The organism is Ottowia sp. (genome assembly GCF_016703145.1).
Taxonomy (GTDB): Bacteria; Pseudomonadota; Gammaproteobacteria; order Burkholderiales; family Burkholderiaceae_C; genus Ottowia.
Window position 1 is genome coordinate 585,004 of the sequence record NZ_JADJCO010000002.1, and the last position, 26,295, is coordinate 611,298.

The 26,295-nt window shown below is 67.3% G+C and carries 30 protein-coding genes and 4 pseudogenes; 23 read left to right on the top strand and 11 right to left on the bottom strand.

Features of this window, described 5'->3' with window-relative positions; all coding sequences use genetic code 11:
• Window positions 1-79 precede the first annotated feature (79 nt).
• The 13 genes and pseudogenes from tolB to IPG65_RS03020 all read left to right on the top strand — a co-directional run bounded on the left by tolB (window position 80) and on the right by IPG65_RS03020 (window position 9,435).
• Window positions 80-1,381: a Tol-Pal system beta propeller repeat protein TolB gene (gene tolB, locus IPG65_RS02960; protein ID WP_293187790.1), complete on the top strand. Its 1,302-nt coding sequence runs from the start codon at window positions 80-82 to the stop codon at window positions 1,379-1,381.
• 36 nt (window positions 1,382-1,417) lie between these two features.
• Window positions 1,418-1,954, top strand: coding sequence for a peptidoglycan-associated lipoprotein Pal (gene pal, locus IPG65_RS02965; protein WP_293187791.1), 537 nt, complete (start codon window positions 1,418-1,420; stop codon window positions 1,952-1,954).
• Window positions 1,955-1,965: 11 nt separating this feature from the next.
• On the top strand, window positions 1,966-2,736 hold the full coding sequence (gene ybgF, locus IPG65_RS02970) for a tol-pal system protein YbgF (protein ID WP_293187942.1): 771 nt from the start codon (window positions 1,966-1,968) through the stop codon (window positions 2,734-2,736).
• A gap of 123 nt (window positions 2,737-2,859) precedes the next feature.
• On the top strand, window positions 2,860-3,225 hold the full coding sequence (gene rpsF / locus IPG65_RS02975) for a 30S ribosomal protein S6 (RefSeq protein WP_293187792.1): 366 nt from the start codon (window positions 2,860-2,862) through the stop codon (window positions 3,223-3,225).
• 22 nt (window positions 3,226-3,247) lie between these two features.
• On the top strand, window positions 3,248-3,538 hold the full coding sequence (gene priB / locus IPG65_RS02980; protein ID WP_293187793.1) for a primosomal replication protein N: 291 nt from the start codon (window positions 3,248-3,250) through the stop codon (window positions 3,536-3,538).
• A gap of 15 nt (window positions 3,539-3,553) precedes the next feature.
• Window positions 3,554-3,835 (top strand): 30S ribosomal protein S18, encoded by a 282-nt coding sequence (gene rpsR / locus IPG65_RS02985; protein WP_293187794.1) that lies wholly within the window; start codon window positions 3,554-3,556, stop codon window positions 3,833-3,835.
• 13 nt (window positions 3,836-3,848) lie between these two features.
• A complete protein-coding gene (gene rplI / locus IPG65_RS02990; protein ID WP_293187795.1) occupies window positions 3,849-4,301 on the top strand; it encodes a 50S ribosomal protein L9 in 453 nt (150 codons plus the stop codon).
• Between the two features lie 183 nt (window positions 4,302-4,484).
• Window positions 4,485-5,900, top strand: a complete 1,416-nt coding sequence (gene dnaB / locus IPG65_RS02995) for a replicative DNA helicase (RefSeq protein WP_293187796.1) — start codon at window positions 4,485-4,487, stop codon at window positions 5,898-5,900.
• 120 nt (window positions 5,901-6,020) lie between these two features.
• Window positions 6,021-6,896 carry a 3-hydroxyacyl-CoA dehydrogenase family protein gene (locus IPG65_RS03000; protein WP_293187797.1) on the top strand — a complete coding sequence of 292 codons (876 nt, stop codon included), beginning with the start codon at window positions 6,021-6,023 and terminating at the stop codon, window positions 6,894-6,896.
• 83 nt (window positions 6,897-6,979) lie between these two features.
• Window positions 6,980-7,117 (top strand): annotated as a pseudogene (locus IPG65_RS03005) (AraC family transcriptional regulator); the annotation flags it as partial.
• A gap of 42 nt (window positions 7,118-7,159) precedes the next feature.
• A pseudogene (locus tag IPG65_RS03010) lies at window positions 7,160-7,330 on the top strand (DUF2145 domain-containing protein); the annotation flags it as partial.
• 277 nt (window positions 7,331-7,607) lie between these two features.
• Window positions 7,608-8,882, top strand: a complete 1,275-nt coding sequence (locus IPG65_RS03015; protein WP_293187798.1) for a hypothetical protein — start codon at window positions 7,608-7,610, stop codon at window positions 8,880-8,882.
• A 16-nt stretch (window positions 8,883-8,898) separates the two neighbouring features.
• Window positions 8,899-9,435 carry a hypothetical protein gene (locus IPG65_RS03020; RefSeq protein WP_293187799.1) on the top strand — a complete coding sequence of 179 codons (537 nt, stop codon included), beginning with the start codon at window positions 8,899-8,901 and terminating at the stop codon, window positions 9,433-9,435.
• A 163-nt stretch (window positions 9,436-9,598) separates the two neighbouring features.
• On the opposite strand, the gene IPG65_RS19295 is transcribed toward IPG65_RS03020, so the two are convergent.
• The 7 genes and pseudogenes from IPG65_RS19295 to IPG65_RS03055 form a co-directional block, all read right to left on the bottom strand.
• Window positions 9,599-9,763, bottom strand: a complete 165-nt coding sequence (locus IPG65_RS19295) for a PIN domain-containing protein (protein WP_366932118.1) — start codon at window positions 9,761-9,763, stop codon at window positions 9,599-9,601.
• A 219-nt stretch (window positions 9,764-9,982) separates the two neighbouring features.
• Window positions 9,983-10,216, bottom strand: coding sequence for a type II toxin-antitoxin system Phd/YefM family antitoxin (locus IPG65_RS03030; RefSeq protein WP_293187801.1), 234 nt, complete (start codon window positions 10,214-10,216; stop codon window positions 9,983-9,985).
• 221 nt (window positions 10,217-10,437) lie between these two features.
• A pseudogene (locus IPG65_RS03035) lies at window positions 10,438-11,305 on the bottom strand (IS4 family transposase); the annotation flags it as partial.
• Between the two features lie 273 nt (window positions 11,306-11,578).
• A pseudogene (gene upp, locus IPG65_RS03040) lies at window positions 11,579-12,168 on the bottom strand (uracil phosphoribosyltransferase); the annotation flags it as partial.
• Between the two features lie 35 nt (window positions 12,169-12,203).
• Window positions 12,204-12,635: a DoxX family protein gene (locus IPG65_RS03045; protein ID WP_293187943.1), complete on the bottom strand. Its 432-nt coding sequence runs from the start codon at window positions 12,633-12,635 to the stop codon at window positions 12,204-12,206.
• Between the two features lie 230 nt (window positions 12,636-12,865).
• Window positions 12,866-13,510: a nucleotidyltransferase family protein gene (locus IPG65_RS03050; protein ID WP_293187802.1), complete on the bottom strand. Its 645-nt coding sequence runs from the start codon at window positions 13,508-13,510 to the stop codon at window positions 12,866-12,868.
• 13 nt (window positions 13,511-13,523) lie between these two features.
• Window positions 13,524-14,723, bottom strand: a complete 1,200-nt coding sequence (locus IPG65_RS03055; protein WP_293187803.1) for an amino acid aminotransferase — start codon at window positions 14,721-14,723, stop codon at window positions 13,524-13,526.
• A 167-nt stretch (window positions 14,724-14,890) separates the two neighbouring features.
• Here IPG65_RS03055 and IPG65_RS03060 point away from each other — a divergent pair, with 167 nt between their 5' ends.
• Both IPG65_RS03060 and IPG65_RS03065 read left to right on the top strand, forming a co-directional pair.
• Window positions 14,891-15,187, top strand: coding sequence for an AbrB/MazE/SpoVT family DNA-binding domain-containing protein (locus IPG65_RS03060; protein ID WP_293187804.1), 297 nt, complete (start codon window positions 14,891-14,893; stop codon window positions 15,185-15,187).
• Window positions 15,174-15,611 carry a type II toxin-antitoxin system VapC family toxin gene (locus IPG65_RS03065; protein WP_293187805.1) on the top strand — a complete coding sequence of 146 codons (438 nt, stop codon included), beginning with the start codon at window positions 15,174-15,176 and terminating at the stop codon, window positions 15,609-15,611. The genes IPG65_RS03060 and IPG65_RS03065 overlap by 14 nt, the downstream gene beginning before the upstream one ends.
• 36 nt (window positions 15,612-15,647) lie before the next feature.
• Here the strand turns inward: IPG65_RS03065 and IPG65_RS03070 are convergent, their stop codons facing one another.
• The 3 genes from IPG65_RS03070 to IPG65_RS03080 all read right to left on the bottom strand — a co-directional run bounded on the left by IPG65_RS03070 (window position 15,648) and on the right by IPG65_RS03080 (window position 17,961).
• Window positions 15,648-16,829, bottom strand: coding sequence for an MFS transporter (locus IPG65_RS03070; protein ID WP_293187806.1), 1,182 nt, complete (start codon window positions 16,827-16,829; stop codon window positions 15,648-15,650).
• A 105-nt stretch (window positions 16,830-16,934) separates the two neighbouring features.
• Window positions 16,935-17,546: a helix-turn-helix domain-containing protein gene (locus IPG65_RS03075; protein ID WP_293187807.1), complete on the bottom strand. Its 612-nt coding sequence runs from the start codon at window positions 17,544-17,546 to the stop codon at window positions 16,935-16,937.
• Window positions 17,455-17,961: a DJ-1/PfpI family protein gene (locus IPG65_RS03080; protein WP_293187808.1), complete on the bottom strand. Its 507-nt coding sequence runs from the start codon at window positions 17,959-17,961 to the stop codon at window positions 17,455-17,457. Before IPG65_RS03080 ends, IPG65_RS03075 begins: the two co-directional genes overlap by 92 nt.
• A gap of 100 nt (window positions 17,962-18,061) precedes the next feature.
• On the opposite strand from IPG65_RS03080, the gene uvrB reads away from it, so the two are divergent.
• On the top strand, window positions 18,062-20,155 hold the full coding sequence (gene uvrB, locus IPG65_RS03085) for an excinuclease ABC subunit UvrB (RefSeq protein ID WP_293187809.1): 2,094 nt from the start codon (window positions 18,062-18,064) through the stop codon (window positions 20,153-20,155).
• 18 nt (window positions 20,156-20,173) lie between these two features.
• Here the strand turns inward: uvrB and IPG65_RS03090 are convergent, their stop codons facing one another.
• A complete protein-coding gene (locus tag IPG65_RS03090) occupies window positions 20,174-20,653 on the bottom strand; it encodes a BON domain-containing protein (protein WP_293187810.1) in 480 nt (159 codons plus the stop codon).
• A 348-nt stretch (window positions 20,654-21,001) separates the two neighbouring features.
• Between IPG65_RS03090 and iscR the strand changes: the two genes are divergently transcribed.
• The 7 genes from iscR (at window position 21,002) to hscA (ending at window position 26,294) form a co-directional block, all read left to right on the top strand.
• On the top strand, window positions 21,002-21,535 hold the full coding sequence (gene iscR, locus IPG65_RS03095) for a Fe-S cluster assembly transcriptional regulator IscR (protein WP_293187811.1): 534 nt from the start codon (window positions 21,002-21,004) through the stop codon (window positions 21,533-21,535).
• Window positions 21,536-21,616: 81 nt separating this feature from the next.
• On the top strand, window positions 21,617-22,837 hold the full coding sequence (locus IPG65_RS03100) for an IscS subfamily cysteine desulfurase (RefSeq protein WP_293187812.1): 1,221 nt from the start codon (window positions 21,617-21,619) through the stop codon (window positions 22,835-22,837).
• 72 nt (window positions 22,838-22,909) lie between these two features.
• Entirely contained in the window at window positions 22,910-23,293 is a 384-nt protein-coding gene (iscU, locus tag IPG65_RS03105) for a Fe-S cluster assembly scaffold IscU (RefSeq protein WP_293187813.1), read from the top strand.
• 11 nt (window positions 23,294-23,304) lie between these two features.
• A complete protein-coding gene (gene iscA / locus IPG65_RS03110; RefSeq protein ID WP_293187814.1) occupies window positions 23,305-23,628 on the top strand; it encodes an iron-sulfur cluster assembly protein IscA in 324 nt (107 codons plus the stop codon).
• The gene (locus IPG65_RS03115) at window positions 23,628-23,861 is read left to right on the top strand and encodes a hypothetical protein (protein ID WP_293187815.1); all 234 of its coding nucleotides are present in this window, start codon (window positions 23,628-23,630) and stop codon (window positions 23,859-23,861) included. The genes iscA and IPG65_RS03115 overlap by 1 nt, the downstream gene beginning before the upstream one ends.
• Window positions 23,858-24,376: a Fe-S protein assembly co-chaperone HscB gene (hscB, locus tag IPG65_RS03120; RefSeq protein WP_293187816.1), complete on the top strand. Its 519-nt coding sequence runs from the start codon at window positions 23,858-23,860 to the stop codon at window positions 24,374-24,376. The genes IPG65_RS03115 and hscB overlap by 4 nt, the downstream gene beginning before the upstream one ends.
• Window positions 24,377-24,434: 58 nt before the next feature.
• A complete protein-coding gene (hscA, locus tag IPG65_RS03125; protein ID WP_293187817.1) occupies window positions 24,435-26,294 on the top strand; it encodes a Fe-S protein assembly chaperone HscA in 1,860 nt (619 codons plus the stop codon).
• The last annotated feature ends 1 nt before the right edge of the window (window position 26,295 follow it).

The following is a 26,295-nucleotide window of genomic DNA, read 5'->3' on the forward strand; positions in this document are numbered from 1 at the left end:
TTGTGACGTGCCACCGCCCCGAATGTGTAACATGCACGCCCGTGCGCAGCCGGATCCGCCGGCATCGAAACCGCATCGCATGACCTCTGACAATATCCCCAGCCTCTCCCCCGACTTCCGCCGCCGCGGCTTGATCGCCGCGCTCATGACGGCGCCTTCCCTGCCGGCGCTGGCGCAGTTCCGCGTCGAGGTGTCCGGCGTCGGCCTGACGCAGCTGCCCATCGCGCTGGTGCCGTTTCGCGGCGAGTCCGGCGCGCCGCAGAAGATCAGCGCCATCATCCGCGCCGACCTGGAGCGCACCGGCCGGTTCCGCGCCGTCGAACCCGGCGGCGAGGCCATGGACGAAACCACGCGGCCGGACATGTCGGTCTGGCGCCAGCGCAACGCCGATTCGCTGGCCGGCGGCAGCGTCACGCGCCTGCCCGACGGCCGCTGGGACGTGCGCTTTCGCCTGTGGGACGTGGTGCGCGGCCAGGACCTGGGCGGCCAGGGCTACGTGGTGCCGCAGGCCGACCTGCGGCTGGCGGCGCACAAGATCGCCGACTACATCTACGAGAAACTCACGGGCGAGAAGGGCGTGTTCTCCACCCGCCTGGCCTACGTGACCAAGGGCGGCAGCCGCTACACGCTGTGGGTGGCGGATTCGGACGGCGAGAACGCGCAGGCCGCGCTTTCCAGTCCCGAATCCATCATCTCGCCCACCTGGTCGCCCAACGGCAGCCAATTGGCGTACGTGTCCTTCGAGTCGCGCAAGCCGGTGATCTACGTGCACGACGTGGCCACTGGGCGCCGGCGCCTGCTGGCAAACTTCCGCGGCTCCAACAGCGCGCCGGCGTGGTCGCCCGACGGCCGCTCGCTGGCCGTCACCCTGTCGCGCGACGGCGGTTCGCAGCTCTACCTGATCAGCGCCAGCGGCGGCGAGCCGCGCCGGCTGACCCAATCGCAGAGCATCGACACCGAGCCGGTGTTCTCGCCCGACGGCGCATCGATCTACTTCGTCAGCGACCGCGGCGGCGCGCCGCAGATCTACCGCATGCCGGCCGGCGGCGGCGCGGCGCAACGCGTCAGCTTCAGCGGCGGCTACAACGTGTCGCCCGCCATCAGCCCCGACGGCCGCTGGATGGCCTACGTGTCGCGCAATGGCGGCGGCTACAAGCTGCAGGTGATGGAGGTGGCGTCCGGCAACGTCACCTCCCTCACCGACACCGCCGAGGACGAGAACCCCAGCTTCGCGCCCAACAGCAGGCTCATCGTCTACGCCACCCGCCAGGGCGGGCGCGAGGCGCTGATGACCACCACGCTGGACGGCAAGATCAAGGCGCGCCTGGCAGGCCAGGGCGGCGACATCCGCGAACCCTCGTGGGGCCCGTTCCAGCGCTGATTTACTTGCTTTGACATCCACTTCAGGAGTACACGAATGATCAAACGTCATGTCTTGCTGGCCGCTCTGGCCCTGGCGCTGGCCGGCTGCGGCTCCAACGTCAAGCTCGATCCGCCGGTGCAGGGCGACGCGAGCGCCACCACGGGCACGGAGGGCTCCGGCGCGGCCGGCCAGGGCGCGGGCCAAAGCTCGGTGACGCAGGTGCAGGCGGGCGGCGCGGGCGCTGACGCGGCCGGGCCGGCCGGGGTGGGGCGCGTGATCTACTTCGACTACGACAGCTTCTCGGTCAAGGCTGATTACCAGCCCGTGGTGGACCAGCATGCCCGCTTCCTGCAGGCCAACCGCGGTCGCAACGTGATTCTGGAAGGCCACACCGACGAGCGCGGCAGCCGCGAGTACAACCTGGCCCTGGGCCAGAAGCGCGCCGAGGCCGTGCGCCGAGCGCTGACGCTGGTGGGCGCCAGCGACGGCCAGATCGAAGCCGTCAGCCTGGGCGAGGAAAAACCCGCCGTGTCGGGCAGCTCCGAGGACGCCTACTCGCAGAACCGCCGCGTCGAGCTGCGCTACCGCTGAGCATGAGCCGCATGCCGACGCCTTATTTCCGCGCCGCCGTGCTGGCCGTGGCCTGTCTGGCCGGGCAGGGCGCGCACGCGCAGCTTTTCGGTGACGACCAGGCGCGCCAGGCCATCCTGGATCTGCGCCAGCGCTTCGATCAGGCCGTGGCGGCGCAGAACCGCCTGGTGGACGAGAACACCCAGATGCGCCGCAGCATGCTCGACCTGCAGCAGCAGATCGAGTCGCTGCGCGGCGAACTGGCCCGCTCGCGCGGCCAGGAAGAGCAGCTCACGCGCGACATCGCCGAGCTGCAAAAGCGCCAGGCGGCCACGCTGGAGCCCCTGGAGGAGCGCCTGCGCAAGCTCGAATCCGGTGCGCCGGCGGCCACCGATCCGGCCAGCGGCGCGGCGGCCAGCACGGGCGAGGGCGGCGACAAGGCCGAATACGACGCGGCGCTGGCCGTGTTCCGCTCCGGCGATTTCAACGCCGCGCAGACCAGCTTCGCCAACTTCATCAAGCGCCATCCGCGCAGCAGCCTGGCGCCCTCGGCGCTGTTCTGGCTGGGCAACGCGCAGTACGCCACGCGCGACTATAAGGAAGCCGTCACCAACTTCCGCTCCCTGCTGACGGCCGCGCCCAACCACGCCAAGGCGCCCGAGGCCCTGCTGTCCATCGCCAACTGTCAGATCGAGTTGAAGGACGCGCGCGCCGCCCGCGCCACGCTGGAGTCGCTGACCAAGACCTACCCGCAGTCCGAGGCCGCGCAGGCCGGGCGCGAGCGGTTGGCGCGACTGAAGTAGCCAGGCCGGGTTTTCGCCAGTCGCTATAATCCTTGGTTCCCTTGCCGCACCCTGATCGACGCCAGGGGCGGCTTTTGCACTGGGCTTCGCGGACAGCGAGGCCGCCATCCACAAGGAGAGTCGATGCGTCACTATGAAATCATTCTGCTGATCCACCCGGATCAGAGCGAGCAGGTTCCGGCCATGCTGGAGCGCTACAAGGGCATGATCACCGCCGGCGGCGGCAAGATCCACCGCGTGGAAGACTGGGGCCGCCGCCAACTGGCCTACCAGATCAACAAGCTGGGCAAGGCCCACTACCTGTGCGTCAACATCGAGGCCGATCAGGCCGTGATGGGCGAGTTGGAACACGCCTTCAAGTTCAACGACGCCGTGCTGCGCCACCTGACGGTGCAGAAGAAGAAAGCCGATACCGGCCCTTCGTCCATGATGAAGACCGTCGAGCGCGAAGAGGCCCGCAAGGCTCAGCAGGCGGAGACCAGCAACTGACACGCGGCCGCGCGGCGAGCCGGTGGTGAACCAGACCCGTCTGACCGCCTGCATCGCCGAAGTGGGCGCCGCGCGTCACACACCCGCTGGCGTGCCCGCGCTCGATCTGCGGCTCGAACACGAGTCCAGCGTCGAGGAAGCGGGCCAGCAGCGGCAGGTCAAGGCGGTGCTCAAGGCCATCGCGCTGGGCGCGGTGGCCGAGCGGCTCGGGCGGCAGGCGGTCGGATCGCGCTGGTGCTTCACCGGCTTCCTGGCCAGTCCGCGGCACGGCAGGCACGTTGCCCTGCACATCCAGGATTTTCAGCAAGATTAGTTTCAAGGAGGCCTCATGGCCACGTTCAAGAAATTCAACAAGGACAAGCGCCCCAAGCGCAATACCCAGTCGCTGCTGTTCAAGCGCAAGCGTTTCTGCCGCTTCACCGTGGCCGGCGTGGAAGAGATCGACTACAAGGATGTCGATATCCTGCGCGACTTCATCGGCGAGAACGGCAAGATCGTGCCCGCGCGCCTGACCGGCACGCGCGCCATCTACCAGCGCCAGCTCAACACCGCCATCAAGCGCGCGCGCTTCCTGGCGCTGGTGCCCTACACCGACCAGCACAAGGTCTGAAGGAGCCGCCCCCATGCAAGTCATTCTTCTGGACAAAGTCCTCAACCTGGGCAGCCTGGGTGAAATCGTCAAGGTCAAGGACGGTTACGCCCGCAACTTCCTGATTCCCTCCGGCCGCGCCCGTCGCGCCACCGCCGCGGCCAAGGCCGAGTTCGAGGCCCGCCGCGCCGAGCTGGAGAAGCAGGCCGCCGACAAGCTGGCCCAGGCCCAGGGCCTGGGCGAGAAGCTGAACGGCCAGACCATCAAGCTGACGCAGAAGGCCGGCGTCGATGGCCGCCTGTTCGGCTCGGTCACCAACCACGACGTCGCCGACGAGCTGAAGAAGCAGGGCTTCGACGTGCACAAGTCGCAGGTGCGCCTGCCCAACGGCCCGATCAAGACCGTGGGCGACACCACGGTGGCCGTGTCCCTGCACACCGACGTGGACGCCGAGATCACCGTCTCGGTCTACGGCGAAAGCGCCTGATCCCCGGCCCCCGCGCTGGCCAGGCCGCCTTCGGGCGGCTTTTTGCTTTTCTTGGCCAGCCGTTTTTAATCACAGCTTCGTTGCCCGCATGCACCGCCGACCCACACCTTGTCCACAGGCTTGTCCGATGACAGGGCTAGGCGCGCGGCGTAGCATCGGATGAGCTGTTTCCTTCCACCGCCCATGTCCTCCGTTTTCCAACCCGGCTACGCCGACCTCGGCGACGACGCGCCGCCCGACCGCCAGGTCGCGCAGTTGCGCATCCCGCCGCATTCCATCGAGGCCGAGTCCAGCGTGCTGGGCGGGCTGCTGTTGGACAACGGCGCCTGGGATCGCGTGGGCGACGTGCTGATCGACGCGGACTTCTACCGCTATGAGCACCGCCTGGTCTACGCCGTCGTCGGCAAGCTCATCAACGAGACCAAGCCCGCCGACGTGATCACGGTGCACGAGGAGCTGCAGCGCCAGGGCAAGGCCGACGAGATCGGGGGGCTGGCCTACCTGAACTCGCTGGCGCAGTACGTGCCCAGCGCCAGCAACATCCGCCGCTACGCCGAGATCGTGCGCGAGCGCTCGATCCTGCGCCAGCTGGTCAGCGCCAGCGACGAGATCGCCACCAGCGCCTTCAGCACCCAGGGCAAGCCGGTCGCCAAGATCCTGGACGACGCCGAGGCCAAGATCTTCAAGATCGGCGAGCAGAGCTCGCGCATGAAGCAGGGCTTCCAGGCCATGGACTCGCTGGTGGTGCAACTGCTCGACCGCGTGCAGGAGATGGCCGACAACCCCAACGACGTCACCGGCGTGCCCACCGGCTTCGTCGACATGGACCGCATGACCGCCGGCCTGCAGGCGGGCGACCTGGTGGTGCTGGCCGCGCGCCCGTCGATGGGCAAGACCGCCTTCGCCATCAACATTGCCGAGCACGTGGCGCTGAACGAGGGCCTGCCGGTGGCGGTGTTCTCGATGGAGATGGGCGCCTCGCAACTGGCGGTGCGCATCGTCGGCTCCATCGGCCGCATCGACCAGGGCCACCTGCGCACCGGCAAGCTGACCGACGAAGAATGGCCGCGCCTGACCGAGGCCATCGAACGCCTGCGCAACGTCAGCCTGCACATCGACGAGACGCCGGGCCTGACCCCGAGCGAGCTGCGCGCCAACGCGCGGCGCCTGGCGCGCCAGTGCGGCAAGCTGGGCCTGATCGTGGTGGACTACCTGCAGTTGATGAGCGGCAGCAACTCAGCCGACGAGAACCGCGCCACCGAACTGGGCGAGATCTCGCGCGGGCTGAAGGCCCTGGCCAAGGAGCTGCAGTGCCCCGTCATCGCGCTGTCGCAGCTCAACCGCAGCGTCGAGCAGCGCACCGACAAGCGCCCCATGATGAGCGACCTGCGCGAGTCTGGCGCCATCGAGCAGGACGCCGACATCATCATGTTCATCTACCGCGACGACTATTACAACAAGGACTCGCGCGAGCCCGGCGTGGCCGAGATCATCATCGGCAAGCAGCGCAACGGGCCCACGGGCACGGTCAAGCTCGCCTTCCTCAAGCCGCTCACGCGCTTCGAGAGCCTGGCCATGGGCTCCAGCGACGACTACTGAGCTTTTTGAGCCGCTAGCCGGCGCGGAATATGCGCCTGAAGCTATGAAAACAGGAGTCCTCGCGGGCTGACACCCGCCTGCGCAGCCTGCGACAATCCCCGAACAACAGCAGGAGACCCCATGAGCTTCACCCTTCCCGACCGCATCGACACCCGCCCCATCGCCGTGCTGGGCGCCGGCACGCTGGGCCGCCGCATCGCGCTGATGCTGGCCACGCGCGGCGCCGAGGTGCGCCTGTACGCGCGCAGCGCCGCTACGCGCGATGCGGGCGTGACCTATGCGCAAGAGCAGTTGCCCGCCCTGCTGGCCAAGCTGCCCGGCAGCACCGCCGGCACCATCGTGGCCGTGGACAACCTGACCGACGCGGTGAAAGACGCTTGGCTGGTGATCGAGTCGGTGCCCGAACAGCTGGCGCTGAAGCAGGACCTCTTCACCCAGGTCGATGCGCTGGCCGAGCCTGACGCCATCCTGGCCAGCAACTCCTCGTCCTACGCGTCCAGCGAATTCGCGGCGAGCGTGAAGAACCCCGCGCGGCTTTTGAACACGCACTTCCTGATGCCGCCGGACATGATTCCGGTGGAGCTGATGTCCTGCGGCCATACTGACCCGGCGGTGATCGGGTTGCTGGCGCGGGTGCTGCCCGGCTACGGCCTGACGCCCTACGTGGTGCGGCGCGAAAGCATGGGCTTCATCTTCAACCGCATCTGGGCCGCCATCAAGCGCGAGACGCTGGCCGTGGTGGCCGAGGGCGTGGCCACGCCGCAGGAGGTGGACGCCATCTACGTCCAGGCGACCGGCATGACCTACGGCCCGTGCCGGCTGATGGACGCGGTGGGCCTGGACGTGGTGCTGAGCATCGAGGAGCACTACGCCGAGAAGCGCACCGGCCTGCCCGAAGCGCCGCGCGCCCTGCTGCGCAAACTGGTGGCCGAAGGGAACCTGGGCGCCAAGACCGGGCGCGGGCTGCACGAGGACTACGGCGCGGGTCCGACCTGAACATCAGAAATTTAAGCTAAATCGGCTGCTGGCCGGCGTCCAGCAAGCGCGAGAAGCTATTGAAAACATAGTAGACAGCGGGCATGAAAAGCACCGTCCAGTTCTGGAGCGACCCCGCGATGCCCTGCGCTGAAAGTCGGCGCGCCTGCCGCAGCCGGGCCTGCTACCGGCCGCACAGCCACCCGACGTTCTCCATCGGTGCGGTCGACGAAGGTGCCAGCGTGTAAATTGTCATCTGACCCCATTAATTCCTCCATTAATTCCTTGGCGCGCTCATCCGGCTGGGCGGTCGCCTCACCTCGGCCAACGTGGCGTTTGACGACCATCCCAATGCGCAGCGCTTTGCCGACCGCATCGAAACGGTCACCGTCGATTCGGTGCTGGCGTGGCTGGTGCGGAACCTGCACGCGGGGCCGGAGCAGCAGGTGCAGTGAGTTCTGATGGGTCAGGGTGCCAGGGCATCGAATCAATAGAGAAAATCTATAAACAAGACGAAATACAGGGGAGTTTTGCCGAATTATCGGTCATTTCATTGTATTTTTGTATCGGCCACCGAAAAATGCTAAACTGAAAAGTTTCAAAGGTGACCCACGTATGACTGTGCAAGCTAGTGAGACACTGTACTGGAACGGTTGGAGATTCCCGCTTTACAGCACGCCATTGAACGGCTGCAAACTGTGGCCAGTAGGTTTTCCTGCTTTCCGAGCCACCATGACCGCCAACTGGCGCGGCTATCACGGTACATGGAAGATCAAGGACGGCCGCTTGTATTTGGACAAACTTCAAGGCCATGTTGAGGGCCGCGAAGAGCTTCTCGCGCTCGACGAACTGCTTCCGAACGCCCAGCCACCCATCTTTGCAGAGTGGTTCAGCGGTGAACTGCACCTTGGCACTGGTGCCCGCGTCCGGACATCACGCGGAACGACGTATGGCGTCCTCTATCGCGACAACGTTTATCTAGAAATAAAAAACGGCGTGTTGCGTGCCATGCGCACCGAGCGCGATGACCGAGTAATCAAGGGCGCGCCGGTTTTTCATCTTTACAACAACCTGCTTCCCGAAGTCGTGGCCTGGAAGTCAGGTGCCCAGCAAAACTTCGACGCTCATTTTTCAGCCTCGCCACGCCCGCATGTCGTGGAATTGAGACTGCGCCAGTTCGCGCCAGAGGAGCCGCAGCGCACTCTGCCCAACTCAGCTGAGCCGTTCGATCTCACGGTTGCCTTTTCTGTGCAAACGACCTGTGATATCAAATGGGTGCTTGCGCAGTGCGATGCCATGGCAGAGGGGAAACCGGGCGGAAGCCACGGATGGGAATGTGATGGCGCATGGGGAAAACTCGAATGGCGCAGGGAATTATCTCGATACGCAGAGTCAAGCGACAAATTCTTGGTCGCCTTGGCTATCGAGTGGCACCAAGAGGACGGGAAGGAATATCGGCGCACCGTGCGCGCGCCAGGACTCGACGTGGCGTTGACGATCTATTCAGCCTTGCGTCGGTTCGTGGAAAGCCCATTCTATGACCCCTTCCGCTATGAATGCCTGAAGACGGATCAGGCGTGGCGCCTGCTGATTGCTGATGTCAAATCAGACGATATCGTTACCGCATTGGCCGCGTTGTCCGCCAGTGACTTTCAGAAATTCCAGCAGGCACTACAAATCACCAGCCGCGAGCGCCAGCAGCATGGCACGTGGCGGCGCAAGGGGTTGCAGGAATATCTGGAGGAATCCAAGACACTTGAAGTCGAGCCGACAACCTCATTGCCAATGGACGTTGAACCATATAGCGGATGGCTGAATGGTCGCTACTCCGCCGACGCGTGGAATGCGTTCACACCGATCGAACGGGCCCACCGATTGCGTTTTTTCGCAATTCTGGAGAACTGGCCGGGATGCAATGGCTCACGATTGACCGAGCTGGTTGCGCCCGCCATGGATGCAATAGTTCATAGAAAAGCGCCACATCCTATTGAGAGGGTGCAGTATTAAAATTGAGAACACCAATATGAGTATTATTTCAAATAACGTTGCGATGCAATATTGCCATCAACAAGTCGTTCAACTCATTGATTCAAATGAGGGTTACATTGATTTCGATGCGCTGACACAAATATTGTGCGATATTTTGAAGTATAGAGTAAAATTAATCGGCCCGAATCAAATGATGGCCCTCGAATTTTCCTTGAGAAGGGGAATTGAGGATGATTTGCCAACGTACTTTCCGAGTCAATTCCGGGCTCCTGGATATGACGAAGTGTATGAATTTAAGGGAAAAATATCTGATTGGGATTATCGTATGCTGTTGGCGTTGTGTGTGATCAATTCGGCGAGAACTTTGAGGGTACTGAATTATGAGGGTCAAGAGGCGATGCCAGGGAGAAATTGCCCAGGATGCGGCGAGTCTATAATGATGCATGTAGCTACCATTTGTGCTAAATGCAATTTGGCTTTGCCGACGTATGTCAGTAGCGTAGGCATTCCAGCCAGCATTACTAACGCGGCGGTATCTGAGTGGCTGGACCGAAATATAGATGAAAAATAGGTAATTGTTGCGGCGAGTGTCTAAGCTCAATTTCAATGCTGAGAACTGGGGTCTGAGAACTGGTGAGAACTGGGGTCAGATCAAAATTTCCACACAAAGAATACTGGGTCTCATCAAGATCGCCACGCACGGCCCACTGTGACGAGGGCTGCGTCTTCCGGCGCTACCAGAGCGTTCGCGTGCCAAACAGCTCGAAAGCGGGGTCGGCGGTGAGCAAGGTGGCGGCTTCGGTCTCGCTTTGCGCGGCCAGCATGCGATCGAAAGGGTCGCGATGGTGTTGTGGGTAGCTGCCAGCGCGCAGTGCGTGGGTGTGCAGGATAGGCAGCAGTTCGAAAACCGTCGGCGCGCACCAGTTCGTCCATCCGCGGAACGATCTCGTCTGCCAGGCTCAGCTTGCCCAAGCGGTGCTTGGTGGCAATTTCCCACGCGCTGGCGGCACTCACGAGGATCGTGTGGCCAGGGTCGAGGATGGCCGCGCGGGCGTTGGGTGACAGGCGTTGGTCGTCGGTCCACCACCACAGAAGGGCATGGGTGTCCAGCAGCAGTTTCACCGTGGTTCCCAGCCGGCCAGTTCTTCGTCGGTCAGGGGGGCGAAGAAGGCCGCATCCACCTTGCCGTTGATCCGGCCGGGGCGGCGCTCGGGGGTGTCGGGCGCCAGCGGCATCAGACGTGCGTAGGGCTTGCCGGCTTTGGCCAGGATGATTTCTTCACCCGCGTGCGCCTGTTCAAGCAGGCGCGAGAAGTGGGTCTTGGCGTCGCGGACGTTGACTGTTTGGGGCATGGCTGGGCGTGGACGCAGTTGTGGGCTAAATCCAATACTGTTCAGATACGCAGTACTGGCGTGGGCTGATGTCGCTGGTGGAGCAACGCGCCGCGATGGCGGACGGTGAAGCTGCTCATCTTGCGCTTGACTCCGCGCGGGTTGAGGCGTCCGCGGCTACTAACGCAGCGACCACGGGCAATCTCGGCCAGCAGGGACTCACGCCAGCTTTCGAGGCGCTCAGGGGGAACGGCCGCGGCTTGCGGCATCTTGCGTTTGATCACGCGCGCCGCGTGGCTGAAGCTCAGGCGATCCGGGTCGAGTGCGCGCTGCCAAGCCGCTTGTGCCATGAGTTGGCGGATGGCGAAGTGCGCCAGCAGCAGCCCCCACGGTTCCTGCTTCACCAGATCGGGCGTCTTGCTGCGCAGCACGGTGCTGCTGGCGCGCAGGTGCGTCTTGAACTCATCGAACACACCCTCGATCTCCCAGCGCTCGTGGTACAGCGCCGCCAATTCTTGGCCGGGCGCCTGCTCGGGGTCGAGCAAAGTGGTCACCAGGCGGTAGCTGTCCTTTGTGGGGACGGCCAAGTCGCGCAGCGTGTACTCGATGACGCGCACCGTGCGGCCATGCCGCCGGGCGCTGTCTTCACTGTCGAAGACGGTGCTCAGGTACGAGCCATCGGGCGGGACCTGCTGCGCCGCCAGCTTGATGTTGGAACTCACGCGCCACAGCAGCGTGGCGCCGCTGTCGCAAGCGAGCGCCCAGAGCTTGAAGCTGTAGAAGCCCCGGTCGGCCATTACCAACATGTCCTTGCGCAGCCAGCCCGGCAGCAGTTCCGTGGCCATCGCCTTCTCGCTGCGTGCGTACGCGGCGATGCCGGCGGCCACGATGGCGTGCGTGCCGCACTCGACCAGGCCGAGCAGGCGCGCCTGCGGGAAGGCGCTCTGGCCGCGTACGGCTGTGGGGTAGCCGATTGCGCTGACTGCCTCGCCCTGTCTCGGCCAGCACCTCGTCGATCAGAGGCCTCGAACACACGCTTGCCAGTACACCTGTGCTGATCAGGTGGGCGACATCGACCTGGTGCGGCAGTACCTTGCGCGTTCTTGCCATCGGCTCCGTCCTCCATGGATTAGATGGAGCCGAATTATGCTGGCCATTTGTCTATCTGAACAGTATTGGAGCTAGATCCGCAGCGCTATTGCCGGGAAGTCAATTCCGCATTCGCACACCGAAATTTGAATCAATTCGGCCTCTATCCAGCGCCAGTCTTGCGTAACCCGCTATTTAAAACGCAGCAAACATGCTGCCCGCCGCGCGCCGCTACTTGGTGCCGAAGATGCGGTCGCCCGCATCGCCCAGGCCGGGCAGGATGTAGCCGTGGTCGTTCAGCTCGCGGTCGATGGCGGCGGTGTAGATGGGCACGTCGGGGTGCTCGGCGTGCAAGGTGCGGATGCCCTCCGGCGCCGCCAGCAGGCACAGGAACTTGAGCGAGCGCGGCCGCAGGGCCTTCAGCCGCGCCAGCGCCGCCGCCGCCGAGTGGCCGGTGGCCAGCATCGGGTCCACCGCGATCACGTCGCGCTCGGCCATGTCGGTGGGCATCTTGAGTAGTACTCCACCGCTTCCAGCGTCTTCGGATCGCGGTACAGGCCGACGTGCCCGACGCGGGCGTTGGGCACCACGCGCAGCAAGCCGTCGAGCATGCCGTTGCCGGCGCGCAGGATGGAGGCGAACACCAGCTTCTTGCCGTCGATCATGGGGCTGGCCATCTTCTCCAGCGGGGTCTCGATCTCGACCATCTGGGTCGGCATGTCGCGCGTCACCTCGTAGGCCATCAGCATCGCCAGCTCGCCCAACAGGGTGCGGAAGGTGGTGCTGCTGGCCTCCCTGTCGCGCATCAGCGTGAGCTTGTGCTGCACCAGGGGGTGGGTGATGTGGTGAACCTGGGCGGCGCGAGGGGCGGGCGTTTGCGGCATGCGGGCGATTGTAGGGAGCGCTGCCCTCCCGCCGCTCACGACCGGGGCGCGCGGTCTCCCAGCGCATGGTCGATCGAGAGGCGGCCCGGCCCCCAGGCGGCGATCGCCAGCGCCATCGCGGCCCAGGTGAGGTGCACGGGCCAGCCCTCCGGCACCGTCAGTTCGATCACGCAGGTCATCGCCAGCAGGCCCAGGGCGGCAAAGCGCGTGCCGATGCCCAGCACCAGCAGCACCGGCAGCAGCACTTCGCCGCAGCCCGAGAGGAAAGCGACCACGGCGGGCGCGGGGAAGGGGTAGGGCCCGCCCGGCAGGTGCAGCTGGAACTCGTCGGAAAACAGGTAGACCGCCGTGTCATTGAGTTGCAGGAAGCCATCCCATTTCAGGATGCCGGATTTCCAGAACGGCACGGCCAGCGCGATGCGCAGCACGAATTGCGCGAGCCACGGCTGGGCAATGCCCTCGGCCATGCGCCGGGCTTTGCCGATCAGCCCCAGGGCGGGCGCGGCGGCGATGTTCTGTGCGGCTTGCATGGTCAGTCTCCAGGATGGTCATGAGGGTGGAGGCAATGCCTGAAAACGTTCAGCAGCGACCGGTGGCTTTCTTTGAACAAAACGGGCGATGGCCCGCATACCTATTACGCTAATAGCTATTAATAAGATAGCTTGAAGGGCGTGGCCGAAATGGGGCGGGTGACCAATCAACCCTGCGCCGCAGCGATCCCGTGCACGAGAAGGGCCCCGGCACGTTGCGTCGCCACGTCGTCCAGCACCTGGAGCCCGGGCCAGCGGCGCTGGTAGTCGCGCGCCTTGGCCGCGTACAGCCGGGCGTCCGGGCTGCGCGGGTTCGGGCGCAGCACGCCGTGCATCAGCCCGCCCAGGCCGTCCGGTGCGTAGAGCGTCAGGCCGCCCGGCCGCGGCTGCAGGCCGACGCAGGTGCCGTCCACCAGGAAGCGGTCGATGCCTTCCATCGAACTGCGCAGCGGGCTGTAGGGCGCGCCGAAGTACGCCTCGTACCAGGTGTGGACGCGGGCCTGGTTCTTTACCTCCAGTGTCACGCCCAGGTCGGCGCAGGCGGCCTGCACGCGGCGGCCGATGGCGACCTCGGCTTCGAGTGACAGGTCCGAGGCGTCGAAGTAGAAGAGGTCGTGGTCGCGGATGCCCTCGGCCGGCGGACGGCCGCCGCGCAGGTTCCACACCGTCTGGAACAGGCACCCGGCCACCAGCCAGGCGTCGGGCAGGCCGAGGGCCGGCAGCCGCTGCAGGATGGCGCGGTTGGCCGGGTTGGCCAGCGCCTGGTCGACAAAAAGCCGGGCCGGCGCATCGGCGCGGCCCGGCTCGGTCAAAGCGCCCGCCTGTTCAGCCAACGACCTTGGCGATGCTCTGGCACACGTGGTCGATGTTCTTGCTGTTCAGCGCCGCCACGCACATGCGGCCGGTGTCGGTGCCGTAGACGCCGAACTCGCCGCGCAGGCGCACCATCTGGTCCTTGGAGAGGCCCGAGTAGCTGAACATGCCGATCTGCTCGGTGATGAAGCCCATGTCCTGCTGCACGCCGGCGGCCTTCAGGCCGTCGACCAGCTTCTGGCGCATGGCCTTGATGCGCACGCGCATCTCGCCCAGTTCCTTCTCCCACAGAGCGCGCAATTCGGGGTTGCCCAGCACGGCCGCCACCACCGCGCCGCCGTGCGTGGGCGGGTTGCTGTAGTTGGTGCGGATCATGATCTTGAGCTGCGACAGCACGCGCGCGGCTTCTTCCTTGCTTTCGCACAGCACCGACAGGGCGCCCACGCGCTCGCCATACAGGCTGAAGCTCTTGGAAAACGAGGTGGAGACGAAGAAGTCCATGCCCGCGGCGACGAACTTGCCGATGACGGCACCGTCCTCCTGGATGCCGTGGCCGAAGCCCTGGTAGGCCATGTCGAGGAAGGGCGTGAGGTTCCGCGTCTTGACGGCGGCGACCACCTGGTCCCACTGCGCGGCGGTGATGTCGTAGCCGGTCGGGTTGTGGCAGCAGGCGTGCAGCACGACGATGGTGCCGGCGGCGGCGGCGTTCAGCGCGGCCAGCATGCCGTCGAAGTTCACGCCGCGCTTGGCCGCGTCGTAGTACGGGTAGCTCTCGACCGGGAAGCCGGCCTGGGTGAACAGGGCACGGTGGTTCTCCCAGCTCGGGTCGCTGATCAGCACCGTGGCGCCAGGGGTCAGCTTCTTGAGAAAGTCGGCGCCGATCTTCAGGCCACCGGTGCCGCCCAGGCCTTGCACGGTGGCGACGCGGCCGGACGTGACCGGCTCGCTGTCTTCGCCGAATACCAGCGCCTTGACGGCCGCGTCGTAGGCGGCGATGCCGTCGATGGGCAGGTAGCCGCGCGCGCTGGGCGCCTTCATCATGTCGGCCTCGGCTGCCCGCACGCACGCCAGCAGCGGGAGCTTGCCGTTGTCGTCGTAGTACACGCCCACGCCCAGGTTGACCTTGTTGGGGTTGGGGTCGGCCGCGAATTGTTCGTTCAGACCCAGGATCGGGTCGCGGGGGGCCATTTCGACGGCGGTGAAAAGAGACATGGGCGGGCCTGCCAGTGGGGGGTGGATGAAGGGGAAACCCTGAATTCTAGGGCGCTGCGGCCTCAAAGCGTCATCGGCGCTGATGCGGCCAGCCCGGCGTTTGGGCAACTCGCGGGTTGGCATCCGTAGTAGTAAGATTCCTACTTTCAATTCCAACTTTAGGCCCTATGCAAGTCACTGAAAAAGGCCAGGTCACCATTCCCAAGCCCATTCGCATGGCCGCGGGTGTTGCGCCGGGCAGCGAAGTGGCCTTCAGCCTGGAAGGCGGCAAGATCGTCATCACCCTGGTGGGCACCGGCGTCAAGGAAGACCGGCGCGCGAAATTGCGTGCCGCCGCCGCGCGCGTGCGAGGCAGCCTCCAGCCCGAGTTCAGGCAACTCGGGGCTGACGAGATCATGGCCTTTCTGCGCGACGACGAGGGCGCTCCGGCCACGCCAGGCGCGGTGCGCAATGCGCACCGCTAGGCTCGCCAGCTACGACGGCAGCGCCGGAACCCTGGTCGATACCAACATCTGGATCGACTGCATCGACGCGACCAGCCCCTGGCATGAATGGGCCGTGACGCAGCTTCAGTCGCGCAGCGAGCGCGCTGCGCTGCACATCAACCTGGTGGTCTATACCGAACTGCTGGTTCCCGGCCCCGACCCAGAGGCGCTGGATGCGCTGCTCGATGTGTACGACACCGTGCGCAGCCCCCTGCCCTGGGCCTGCGCCGCATTGACCGCCGCCGCCTTTGCGCGGTACCGCAGCCGAGGCGGCCACAGAGCCAAGCCTTTGCCGGACTTCTACATCGGCGCCCACGCGGCGGTGGCGAATCTGGCGGTGCTCACGCGCGATCCCGTGCCGTACCGAAACTACTTTCCACGCTTGGCGGTCGTCGCGCCGTAGCGCGGCGGTCGCCACCCCTGCGCCGCAACCAGCCCGCTACCCCGCTCGCCGCATCCGAAGCAGCAACCACCCCGCCGCCGCCAGCAGCGGCAGGCACGCCAGGTTGACGACCGCCCAGCCCTGCCAATGCAGCAGCCCGCCGGCGGCGAAGGCGGCGGCCACGTTGGCCAGGTAGACCAGCGTGGAATTGAGGCCCTGCGCCCGCGCCCGCTGCGCCGGGGCGTAGGTGCGGGCCGAGAGCAGCGTGCCGCCGTTGAAGATGAAGCTCCAGGCCATGCCCGCCAGGCCCAGTTCGACCAGGTACAGCGCAAAGTTCTGCTGCGGCCACTGCGCCAGCAGCGTGCCCACCCCACCGGCCGCGACGCCCGCCGCCACCAGTCCGCGCAGGCCCAGCCGGGCCGCCAGCCAGGGTTGGATGAAGGCCGGCAGGTACATCAGCGCGAAGTGCGCCTGCAGCACCACCGACGAGGCGTGCATCGAATGGCCGTCGTGGTGCATGGCCAGCGGCGCGGCGTTCATCACCAGCGTCATCACCGCGAAGCCGATGGCGCACAGGGCGGCGGCGGCGTAGAAGGCCGCGCCGAGCGGGGCAGGGCTCGCTGTTGCCACCCGTGTGTGCGGTGCATGGTCTTGCCGCCCCAGCTGCGCCGATAGAAAAAGCTGCGACACCGCCAGCGCCACGCACACCCCCGCCAACGCGGCAAAGGCGCCCGCGTAGGGCACGCCGGGCCACCACGCGCTGAAGCGCTCGCCCAGCCACGGCCCGGCGATGCCGCCCGCCACGCCGGCGCCCATCACCAGCGAGACGGCGCGGGTGCGCTCCCCTTCATCGCGCGCGGCGTCGATGGCGGCAAAGCGGTAGTACTGCCCGAAGGCGCTGAACACGCCCAGCAGGAAGGTGCCCAGCACCAGCAGCGCAAAGCTGCCCGCCCACAGCGCCACGCAGGCGAGCAGCCCGCCCGCGATGCCCACCACCGCCTTGAGCATGAAGCCGCTGCGCCGCCCCAGCCGCGCCATCAGCGCCGAGGCCGGGTACACCATCGCCAGCGCGCCCAGCACCGTGGCGGTGACGGGCAGCGTGCTCAGCGCGGGCGAGGGCGCCAACCGCTCACCCGACAGGCTGGAGACGGCGGTGAGCAGCGCCGTCACCGTGCTGGTGAGCGCCTGCCCGATGGCGAGCACGACGAGGTCTTGCAAGGGCGTTCTGGGTGCGGGCATGGAAGATGAAAAATTATGAATAAAAAGTGGCACCAGCCGTTGATTTAAAACGACCTGTAGCTATGAAAACAGGAGTATCTGGTGCTGCGGCGGACGGGTCAGGGCTCACCCCAGCCCGAAGCGCTCGGCAAACGCGCGCGGGCTGATCGCCATGCGCCGCTGAAAGCTGCGCCGCAGCGTGTCCGGGTGTCCAAAGCCGCACAGCCGCGCCACGGTGGCGATGGAGGCCTGCCGCTGGCCGAGCAGGGCGGTGGCCGCCTCCAGCCGCACCTGCTCCACGTAGCGGCCCGGCGTGGTGCCCAGCTCCTGCGCAAAGGCGCGGGCCAGCGTGCGCGGCGCCAGGCGGGCCTGGGCGGCCAGCGCGTCCACCGTCAGGTTGCTGCCGATCTGGCCAGGAATCCAGTCCAGCAGCCGCGCCAGCCGGGGCGCGCGCACCGGCTCCGGCGCCAGCAGCGGGCTGAACTGCGGCTGCCCGCCGGGTCGGCGCATGAACATCACCAGTTGCCGCGCCACGGCCAGCGCCAGCGGGCGGCCGCAGTCCGCTTCGACCAGCGCCAGCGCCAGGTCGATGCCGGCCGTGACGCCGGCCGAGGTGAAGCGGCGCGACCGCACCGGGTGCGCGGCGTCAAAGGTGTGCAGCCGGTCGGCGTCGAGGGTGGCGCGCGGCGCGCACTGGCGCAGTTGCTCGGCGCGCGACCAGTGCGTGGTCGCCAGCACCCCGTCGAGCAGCCCCCGCCTGCCCCAGCGCCAGCGCGCCCGAGCACACCGAGCCCAGCCGCCCCACGCGCGGCGCCAGCCGCTGCAGCACGGCCAGCAGCGGCGTCTCGCGCACGGCCGCGTCGATGCCATCGCCGCCCGGCACCAGCACCGTGCAATCGGCGCCGCCGCGCACCGCGGCCCAGGCGCGGGTGGCCATCAGCCCGATGCCTGCCGACGTGAGCACCACGCCCGCCTGCGGCCCGGCCACTTCCACCCGGTAGCGCGGCGCCTGCCCGTGTTTGCGGCGCAGGTCGTTGGCGGTGGCAAAGACCTGCAAGGGGCCGAGCACGTCCAGGCTCATCACGCCAGGAAAGGCCAGGCAGACGACGCGGTGCGGCGGGGGACGCGGGCTGGAGGGCGACGGGCGGGGCATGGCGGGCACTATCGCAGCGCCCGGACGTGGCGGCAATGACATCCATCGCGCGATTTCTGCCACGCCGGCACGGGCCCGCCCCGACGACGACAATCGCGCCATGCCCCTGCAAGAAGTCTCCGCCGCGCCGCCTGCCGCATCCGGTGAAAGCGGCCAGTTCATCAGCTTTCCCGACTCGCCCTTCCAGCTCTACCAGCCCTACCCGCCGGCCGGCGACCAGCCGACGGCCATCGCGCAGTTGGTGGAGGGCGTGCGGGACGGCGAAGCGTTCCAGACGCTGCTGGGCGTCACCGGCTCGGGCAAGACCTTCACCATGGCCAACGTCATCGCGCAGCTGGGCCGGCCGGCGATCGTGTTCGCGCCCAACAAGACGCTGGCGGCGCAGCTGTACAGCGAGTTCCGCGAGTTCTTCCCGAAGAACGCGGTGGAATATTTCGTCAGCTATTACGACTACTACCAGCCCGAGGCCTACGTGCCGCAGCGCGACCTGTTCATCGAGAAGGACAGCGCCATCAACGAGCACATCGAGCAGATGCGCCTGTCGGCCACCAAGAGCGTGCTGGAGCGGCGCGACGTGGTGATCGTGGCCACCGTCAGCGCCATCTACGGCATCGGCGCGCCCGACGACTACCTGCAGATGCGGATGATCCTGAAGGTGGGCGGCAAGCAGGGCCAGCGCGACGCCATCGCGCAGCTGGTGCGCATGCAGTACCAGCGCAACGACACCGACTTCGCGCGCGGGTGCTTCCGCGTGCGCGGCGACACCATCGACGTGTTCCCGGCCGAACACAGCGAGCTGGCGGTGCGCATCGAGCTGTTCGACGACGAGGTCGAGGCCATTTCCCTCTTCGACCCGCTCACCGGCCGCGTGCAGCAGAAGGTGCCGCGCTTCGTCATCTACCCCAGCAGCCACTACGTCACCCCGCGCGAGAAGACGCTGGCCGCCGTGGAAACCATCAAGCTGGAGCTGGCCGGGCGGCTGAAGCAGTTCGTGGACGAGGGCAAGCTGGTGGAGGCCCAGCGCCTGGAGCAGCGCACCCGGTTCGACCTGGAGATGCTGGCCGAGCTGGGCCACTGCAAGGGCATCGAGAACTACACGCGCCACCTCTCCGGCGCCGCGCCGGGCGACCCGCCGGCCACGCTGACCGACTACCTGCCCAAGGACGCGCTGATGTTCCTGGACGAGAGCCACCAGATGATCGGCCAGCTCAACGCCATGTACAACGGCGACCGCTCGCGCAAGACCACGCTGGTCGAGTACGGCTTTCGCCTGCCGTCGGCGCTGGACAACCGGCCGCTCAAGTTCGCCGAGTTCGAGCGCCGCATGCGCCAGTGCATCTTCGTCAGCGCCACCCCGGCCGACTACGAGAAGACGCACGCCGGCCAGGTGGTGGAGCAGGTGGTGCGCCCCACCGGCCTGGTGGACCCCGAGGTGGAGGTGCGCCCCGCCACCCACCAGGTGGACGACGTGCTGCAGGAAATCCACGAGCGCGTGAAGCTGCGCGAGCGCGTGCTCATCACCACGCTGACCAAGCGCATGGCCGAGCAGCTCACCGAATACCTGAGCGACAACGGTGTGAAGGTGCGCTACCTGCACAGCGACGTCGAGACGGTGGAGCGCGTGGAGATCATCCGCGACCTGCGCCTGGGCGCCTTCGACGTGCTGGTGGGCATCAACCTGCTGCGGGAAGGCCTGGACATTCCCGAGGTGTCGCTGGTCGCCATCCTCGACGCCGACAAGGAAGGTTTTCTGCGCGCCGAGCGCAGCCTGGTGCAGACCATCGGCCGCGCCGCGCGCAACGTGCGCGGCAAGGCCATCCTGTACGCCGACCGCGTCACCGACTCGATGAAGCGGGCGATGGACGAAACCAGCCGCCGCCGCGCCCGGCAGACCGCGTACAACGCCGAGCACGGCATCACGCCGCGCGGCATCGTCAAGCAGGTGCGCGACCTGATCGACGGCGTCTACAGCGACAAGAGCGGGCGCGACGCCGAGCGCCTGCCCGTGGGCGCGGCGCCCATCGAAATGTCAGAAAAGGATTTATCGAAGGAGCTGCGGCGACTGGAAAAGCTCATGCTCGACCATGCGAGCAACCTCGAGTTCGAGCAGGCCGCGCGCGTGCGCGACCAGCTGGCCGCGCTCAAGGCCCGCACCTTCGGCGCGTCGGGCGAGAGCGCTCCGGCGGCGGCCTGAGGGGGGCGGCGGCGTTCTTCAGCCTGGCGCGCTGAGGTTGTTGTGGACCGACTTCACGCCCTTGACCGCCTGGGCGATGCTCTCGGCCCGCGCCTTGGCGGCGGCCGACGGGGCGGGGCCGTTCAGCGACACCACGCCATCGCGCGTGTCCACGTTGATCTTCAGGGCGCTCAGGTCCGGGTCCTTGGCCAGCCCCGCCGAGACGGCGGCGGTGATGCTGACGTCGCTCACCGCCTCCTCGGCCTTGGACAGGGCCGCGCTGGCGTCGGCGCGCATCTCCGCCGTGCTTTCACGGATGTCGGCCGCCGCGTTCTGGCCGGCCTGCTTGATCTCCTGGCCGGCTTCGCGGGCCGCTTCCTGGCCTTGGGTGATGGCCGAATCGAGCTTCTGGCTGGCCGTGCGGTCGTCCTGCTTGTTGCAGGCGGCCAGGCCGAGGGCCGCCATCAGGGCGGCGGCCACCATGGTGTGGCGGCGCAGGGATGCATGGGGTGCGGACATGGGAAGGGCTCCTTTTGGGTTTGGATGGGCCTCGGGCAGCGAGGCGCCTGGGTTCGACAATAGGCGCCTGGCGGCGGCGCCCGCGTCGTCCAGGGATGAAATGCATGTAGGAAATCGCACCACGCCGGTGCCGCCGAAAGGGCCGTCCACAAGGCGCCAGAGCGGGCCAGGGGAACCGATGCCCCCGCGCCGCAGTCAACTTTGATGTATACTTGATAAAAATACTCGGAAATGGCCGAACCTTGGCGGCGGCGCCTGCTGGCGCGGCGCCGGGGCGGCGGTCCGGGCAGTTTTGACGGCGGGGCGCGCAGCGCCGCCGATGTTCATCGACCGATCAAGGAGTGAGCCATGCGCCTGACCACCAAGGGACGATTCGCCGTCACCGCGATGATCGATCTTGCCCTGCGGCAGGAAAGCGGCCCCGTGACCCTGGCGGCCATCAGCCAGCGCCAGCAGATCTCGCTGTCGTACCTGGAGCAGCTGTTCGGCAAGCTGCGCCGGCACGAGCTGGTCGAATCCACCCGCGGCCCCGGCGGCGGCTATTCGCTGGGGCGCAAGGCCAGCGACATCACCGTGGCCGACATCATCGTCTCGGTGGACGAGCCGCTGGACGCCACCCACTGCGGCGGCAAGGAAAACTGCCGGGGCGACGGCGGCCGCTGCATGACGCACGACCTCTGGACCACGCTGAACGCCCGCATGCTGGAGTTCCTGGAGTCGGTCACGCTGCAGAAGCTGGTGGACGACCAGCACGCCAACGGCGTCGAGGTCGAGGACAAGCCCGCCACCAAGCGCGCCATCTCCAGCAGCCCGGTGGTCAAGCCGATCCGCGTGAACGCACCCAACTCGGTCTTCGCGCTGGGCGGGATGACTACGAAATAGAGAGCTGACGGCGCAAGCTGGACGCTGGCTGGCGCCTGAAATCGTTAAAAAATCATTGTTTTACCCACGAACCGAACCGCCATGAGCCAGACCCCGCATTTCCCCATCTACATGGATTACGGCGCCACCACGCCGGTCGATCCGCGTGTGGTCGATGCCATGATCCCCTGGCTGCGCGAGCATTTCGGCAACCCGGCCAGCCGCAGCCACGCCTGGGGCTGGGAGGCCGAGAAGGCCGTCGAGGCCGCGCGCCAGCAGGTGGCCGACCTGGTGGGCGCCGACCCGCGCGAGATCGTGTGGACCAGCGGCGCCACCGAGTCCGACAACTTGGCCATCAAGGGCGCGGCCCAGTTCTACAAGGGCAAGGGCCGGCACCTCATCACCGTCAAGACCGAGCACAAGGCCGTGCTGGACACCATGCGCGAGCTGGAGCGCCAGGGCTTCGAGGTGACCTACCTCGACGTGAAGGAAGACGGCCTGCTGGACATCGAGCAGTTCAAGGCCGCCATCCGCCCCGACACCATCCTGGCCAGCGTGATGCTGGTCAACAACGAGACCGGCGTCATCCAGGACGTGGACGCGTTGGGCGCCATCTGCCGCGAAAAGGGCGTGATCTTCCACGTCGATGCCGCGCAGGCCACCGGCAAGGTCGCCATCGACCTGGCGCGCCAGCCCATCGACCTGATGAGCCTGGCCAGCCACAAGACCTACGGGCCCAAGGGCATCGGCGCGCTGTACGTGCGTCGCAAGCCGCGCGTGCGCCTGGAGGCGCAGATGCACGGCGGCGGCCACGAGCGCGGCATGCGCTCGGGCACGCTGCCCACGCACCAGATCGTGGGCATGGGCGAGGCCTTTGCCATCGCCAAGGCCGAGATGGCGCAGGACAACGCCAAGGCCCATGCGCTGCACCAGCGCTTCATCGACGGCATGCAGGGCCTCGAGGAGGTGTTCCTCAACGGCCACGCCACGCAGCGCGTGCCGCAAAACATCAACATGAGCTTCAACTACGTCGAGGGCGAGTCGCTCATCATGGGCATCAAGGGGCTGGCGGTGTCGTCCGGCTCGGCCTGCACCTCGGCCAGCCTGGAGCCCAGCTACGTGCTGCGCGCCCTGGGCCGCAGCGACGAACTGGCGCACAGCAGCCTGCGCATCACCATCGGCCGCTTCACCACCGAGGCGGACATCGACTACGCCGTCCAGGTCATCCGCGAGAACGTGGCCAAGCTGCGCGAGCTGTCGCCGCTGTGGGAGATGCACCAGGACGGGATCGACCTGTCCACCATCCAGTGGGCGGCCCACTGAGTTTTTTTGAATGAAAACTGCCTGAATCCCGCATGGACATTGCGCAGGCAGCTATCATAAAAGGAGTAAATCATGGCCTATTCCGACAAAGTCATCGACCACTATGAAAACCCCCGCAACGTCGGCTCGTTCGACAAGGGCGACGACGCGGTGGGCACCGGCATGGTCGGCGCGCCGGCCTGCGGCGACGTGATGAAGCTGCAGATCCGGGTCAACCCCAGCACGGGCGTGATCGAGGACGCGCGCTTCAAGACCTACGGTTGTGGCTCGGCCATCGCCTCCAGCTCGCTCGTGACCGAATGGGTCAAGGGCAAGACGCTGGACCAGGCCGCCGAGCTGAAGAACAGTCAGATCGCCGAGGAGCTGGCGCTGCCGCCGGTGAAGATCCACTGCTCGATCCTGGCCGAGGACGCCATCAAGGCGGCGGTCGAGGACTACAAGAAAAAGCACGCCTGATCGCCCGCACGATGGCCGTCTCACTCACCGAAGCCGCCGCGCGGCACGTCAACAAATACCTTGCCCGGCGCGGCAAGGGCGTGGGCGTGCGCCTGGGCGTCAAGACCACCGGCTGCTCGGGTCTGGCCTACAAGCTCGAGTACGTGGACGAGGTGGCGCCCGAGGACGCGCTGTTCGAGCAGCACGGCGTCAAGCTCATGATCGATCCCAAGAGCCTGGCCTACATCGACGGCACCGAGCTGGACTACGTGCGCGAGGGCCTGAACGAGGGCTTCCGCTTCAACAACCCGAACGAGCGCGACCGCTGCGGCTGCGGCGAATCGTTCCGCGTCTGATGGCGCCCGCCGGCGACGCGCGCGCCCGCGCGACGGTCACCGTCACCATCGACAACGAGCGCGACATCGCCGCCCTCAACGCCTGGCTGCGCCGCTGGGGCCCGCGCATCCGCTGTTCCGACAACCAGGGCTGCGGCTGCTGCATGGACGTCTGGCGCGTCGAGGCGCCGCCCGAAGCCTTCAGCGAGCTGCCCGCCGACATGGTCGCCCCCCTCCCGTCCGCCCCAGCATGAACCTGCAGTCCACCGATTTCGAGCTGTTCGCCGTGCCCGCGCGCTTCGCGCAGGACGCGGGCGCCCTCGACGCGCGCTGGAAGGGGCTGCAGCGCGAGGTGCACCCCGACCGCTTCGCCGCCCAGGGCGCCGCCGCGCAGCGCGTGGCCATGCAGTGGTCGGCGCGCATCAACGAGGCCTACCGCCGCCTGAAGGATCCCCTGCGGCGCGCCGCCTACCTGTGCGAGCTGCACGGCGCGCCCATCCAGGCCGAGAACAACACCGCCATGCCGGCCGACTTCCTGATGCAGCAGATGGCCTGGCGCGAGTCGCTGGACGAGGTGCGGGACGCCGCCGGCCTGGATGCCCTGCGCGCCGAGGTGCAGGCCGCGCGGGCGCGGGCCGTGTCCGCGCTCGGCGGGCTCCTCGACGAGCAGGGCGACCACGCCGCCGCGGCCCGGCAGGTGCGGGCGCTGATGTTCATCGAGCGCTTCGCCGACGACATCGAGGCCAGGGCCGAGGCGCTGCAGCCCTGAGAATCCAAAAAAGAACGAGGCGCCCGGCGCCGCTCCCACCACGTCAACGTCAGCTCCCATGGCCCTGCTCCAAATCTCCGAACCCGGTCACTCGCCCGACCCGCACCAGCGGCGCGTGGCGGTCGGCATCGACCTGGGCACCACGCATTCGCTGGTCGCCGCCGTGCGCCACGGCGTGGCCGAATCCCTGCCCGACGCCGAAGGGCGCGTGCTGCTGCCTTCGGTGGTGCGCTACCTGGTCGAAGGCGGCCGCCAGATCGGCCACGACGCGCTGGCCCACGCCGCGCGCGACCCCGAGAACACCATCGCCTCGGCCAAGCGCCTGATGGGGCGCGGCCTGGCCGACATCGCCGGGCAGGGCCACTTGCCCTACCAACTGATCGACCAGCCCGGCATGGTGGCGGTGCAGACCGCGCAGGGCGCCAAGTCGCCGGTCGAGGTCAGCGCCGAGATCCTGGCCACGCTGCGCCAGCGCGCCGAGGACAGCTTCGATGCCGACCTGCACGGCGCCGTCATCACCGTGCCCGCGTACTTCGACGACGCGCAGCGCCAGGCCACCAAGGACGCGGCGCAGCTCGCCGGCCTGAACGTGCTGCGCCTCATCAACGAGCCCACGGCCGCCGCCATCGCCTACGGGCTGGACAACGGCAGCGAGGGCGTGTACGCCGTGTTCGACCTCGGCGGGGGCACCTTCGACGTCTCGATTCTGCGCCTGGCGCGGGGCGTGTTCGAGGTCATCGCCACCGGCGGCGACTCGGCCCTGGGCGGCGACGACTACGACCGCGCGCTGGCCGACTGGGTGCTGGCGCGCACCGGTGCGCAGGCCGTCAGCCCCACCGACAAGGCGCTGCTGCGCATCGCCGCGCGCGCCGCCAAGGAGCACTTGAGTGCTGCAGATAAAGTAGCGTTCAGCGCAGAGCTGGAGCGGGCTTCCATCACTTTTGACCTGAAACAGGCCGATTTCGAGAAGGCCACGGCCGAGTTGACCGCCCGCTGCCTGGCCGCCGTGCGCCGCGTGCTGCGCGACGCCCGGTTGGCGCCCGCGGACGTGCAGGGCGTCGTCCTGGTCGGCGGCTCCACCCGCATGCCTGTCATCCGCCGCGCCGTGGCCGATCTGTTCGGGCGCGCGCCGCTCACCGACCTGAACCCGGACGAGGTGGTCGCCCTGGGCGCCGCCATCCAGGCCAACCAACTGGCTGGCAACAACCCGGCGGGCGACCTGCTGCTGCTGGACGTGATCCCGCTGTCGCTGGGGTTGGAGACCATGGGCGGGCTGGTCGAGCGCATCGTGCCGCGCAACCAGACCATCCCCACCGCGATGGCGCAGGACTTCACCACCTACCAGGACGGCCAGACCGCCCTGGCGCTGCACGTGGTGCAGGGCGAGCGCGACCTGGTGCAGGACTGCCGCAGCCTGGCGCGCTTCGAGCTGCGCGGCATCCCGCCCATGGCGGCGGGCGCGGCGCGCATCCGCGTCACCTTCACTGTCGATGCCGACGGGCTGCTGCACGTCGCCGCGCGCGAGCAGGGCAGCGGCGTGGAGGCGCGGATCGACGTCAAGCCCTCCTACGGCCTCAGCGATGAGCAGATCGCCCGCATGCTGCAGGAATCCTTCACCACCGCCGAGGCCGACGTGAAGGCGCGCGCCCTGGCCGAGGCCAAGGTCGAGGCCGACCGCATGCTGCTGGCCACGCACAGCGCGCTGCAGGCCGACGGCGCCCTGCTGTCGCCCGGGGAGCACGCCCAGATCGAGGCCCTGATGCTGTCGCTGCGCGGCATCGCCGCCAACAGCGTGGACGCGGCCGCGATCGAGGCGGCCACCCAGGCCCTGGCCGATGGCACCGAGGCCTTCGCCGCCGCGCGCATGAACGCCGGCATCCAGAAGGCCCTGGCCGGCAAGAACGTCGAGAACTTCTGAC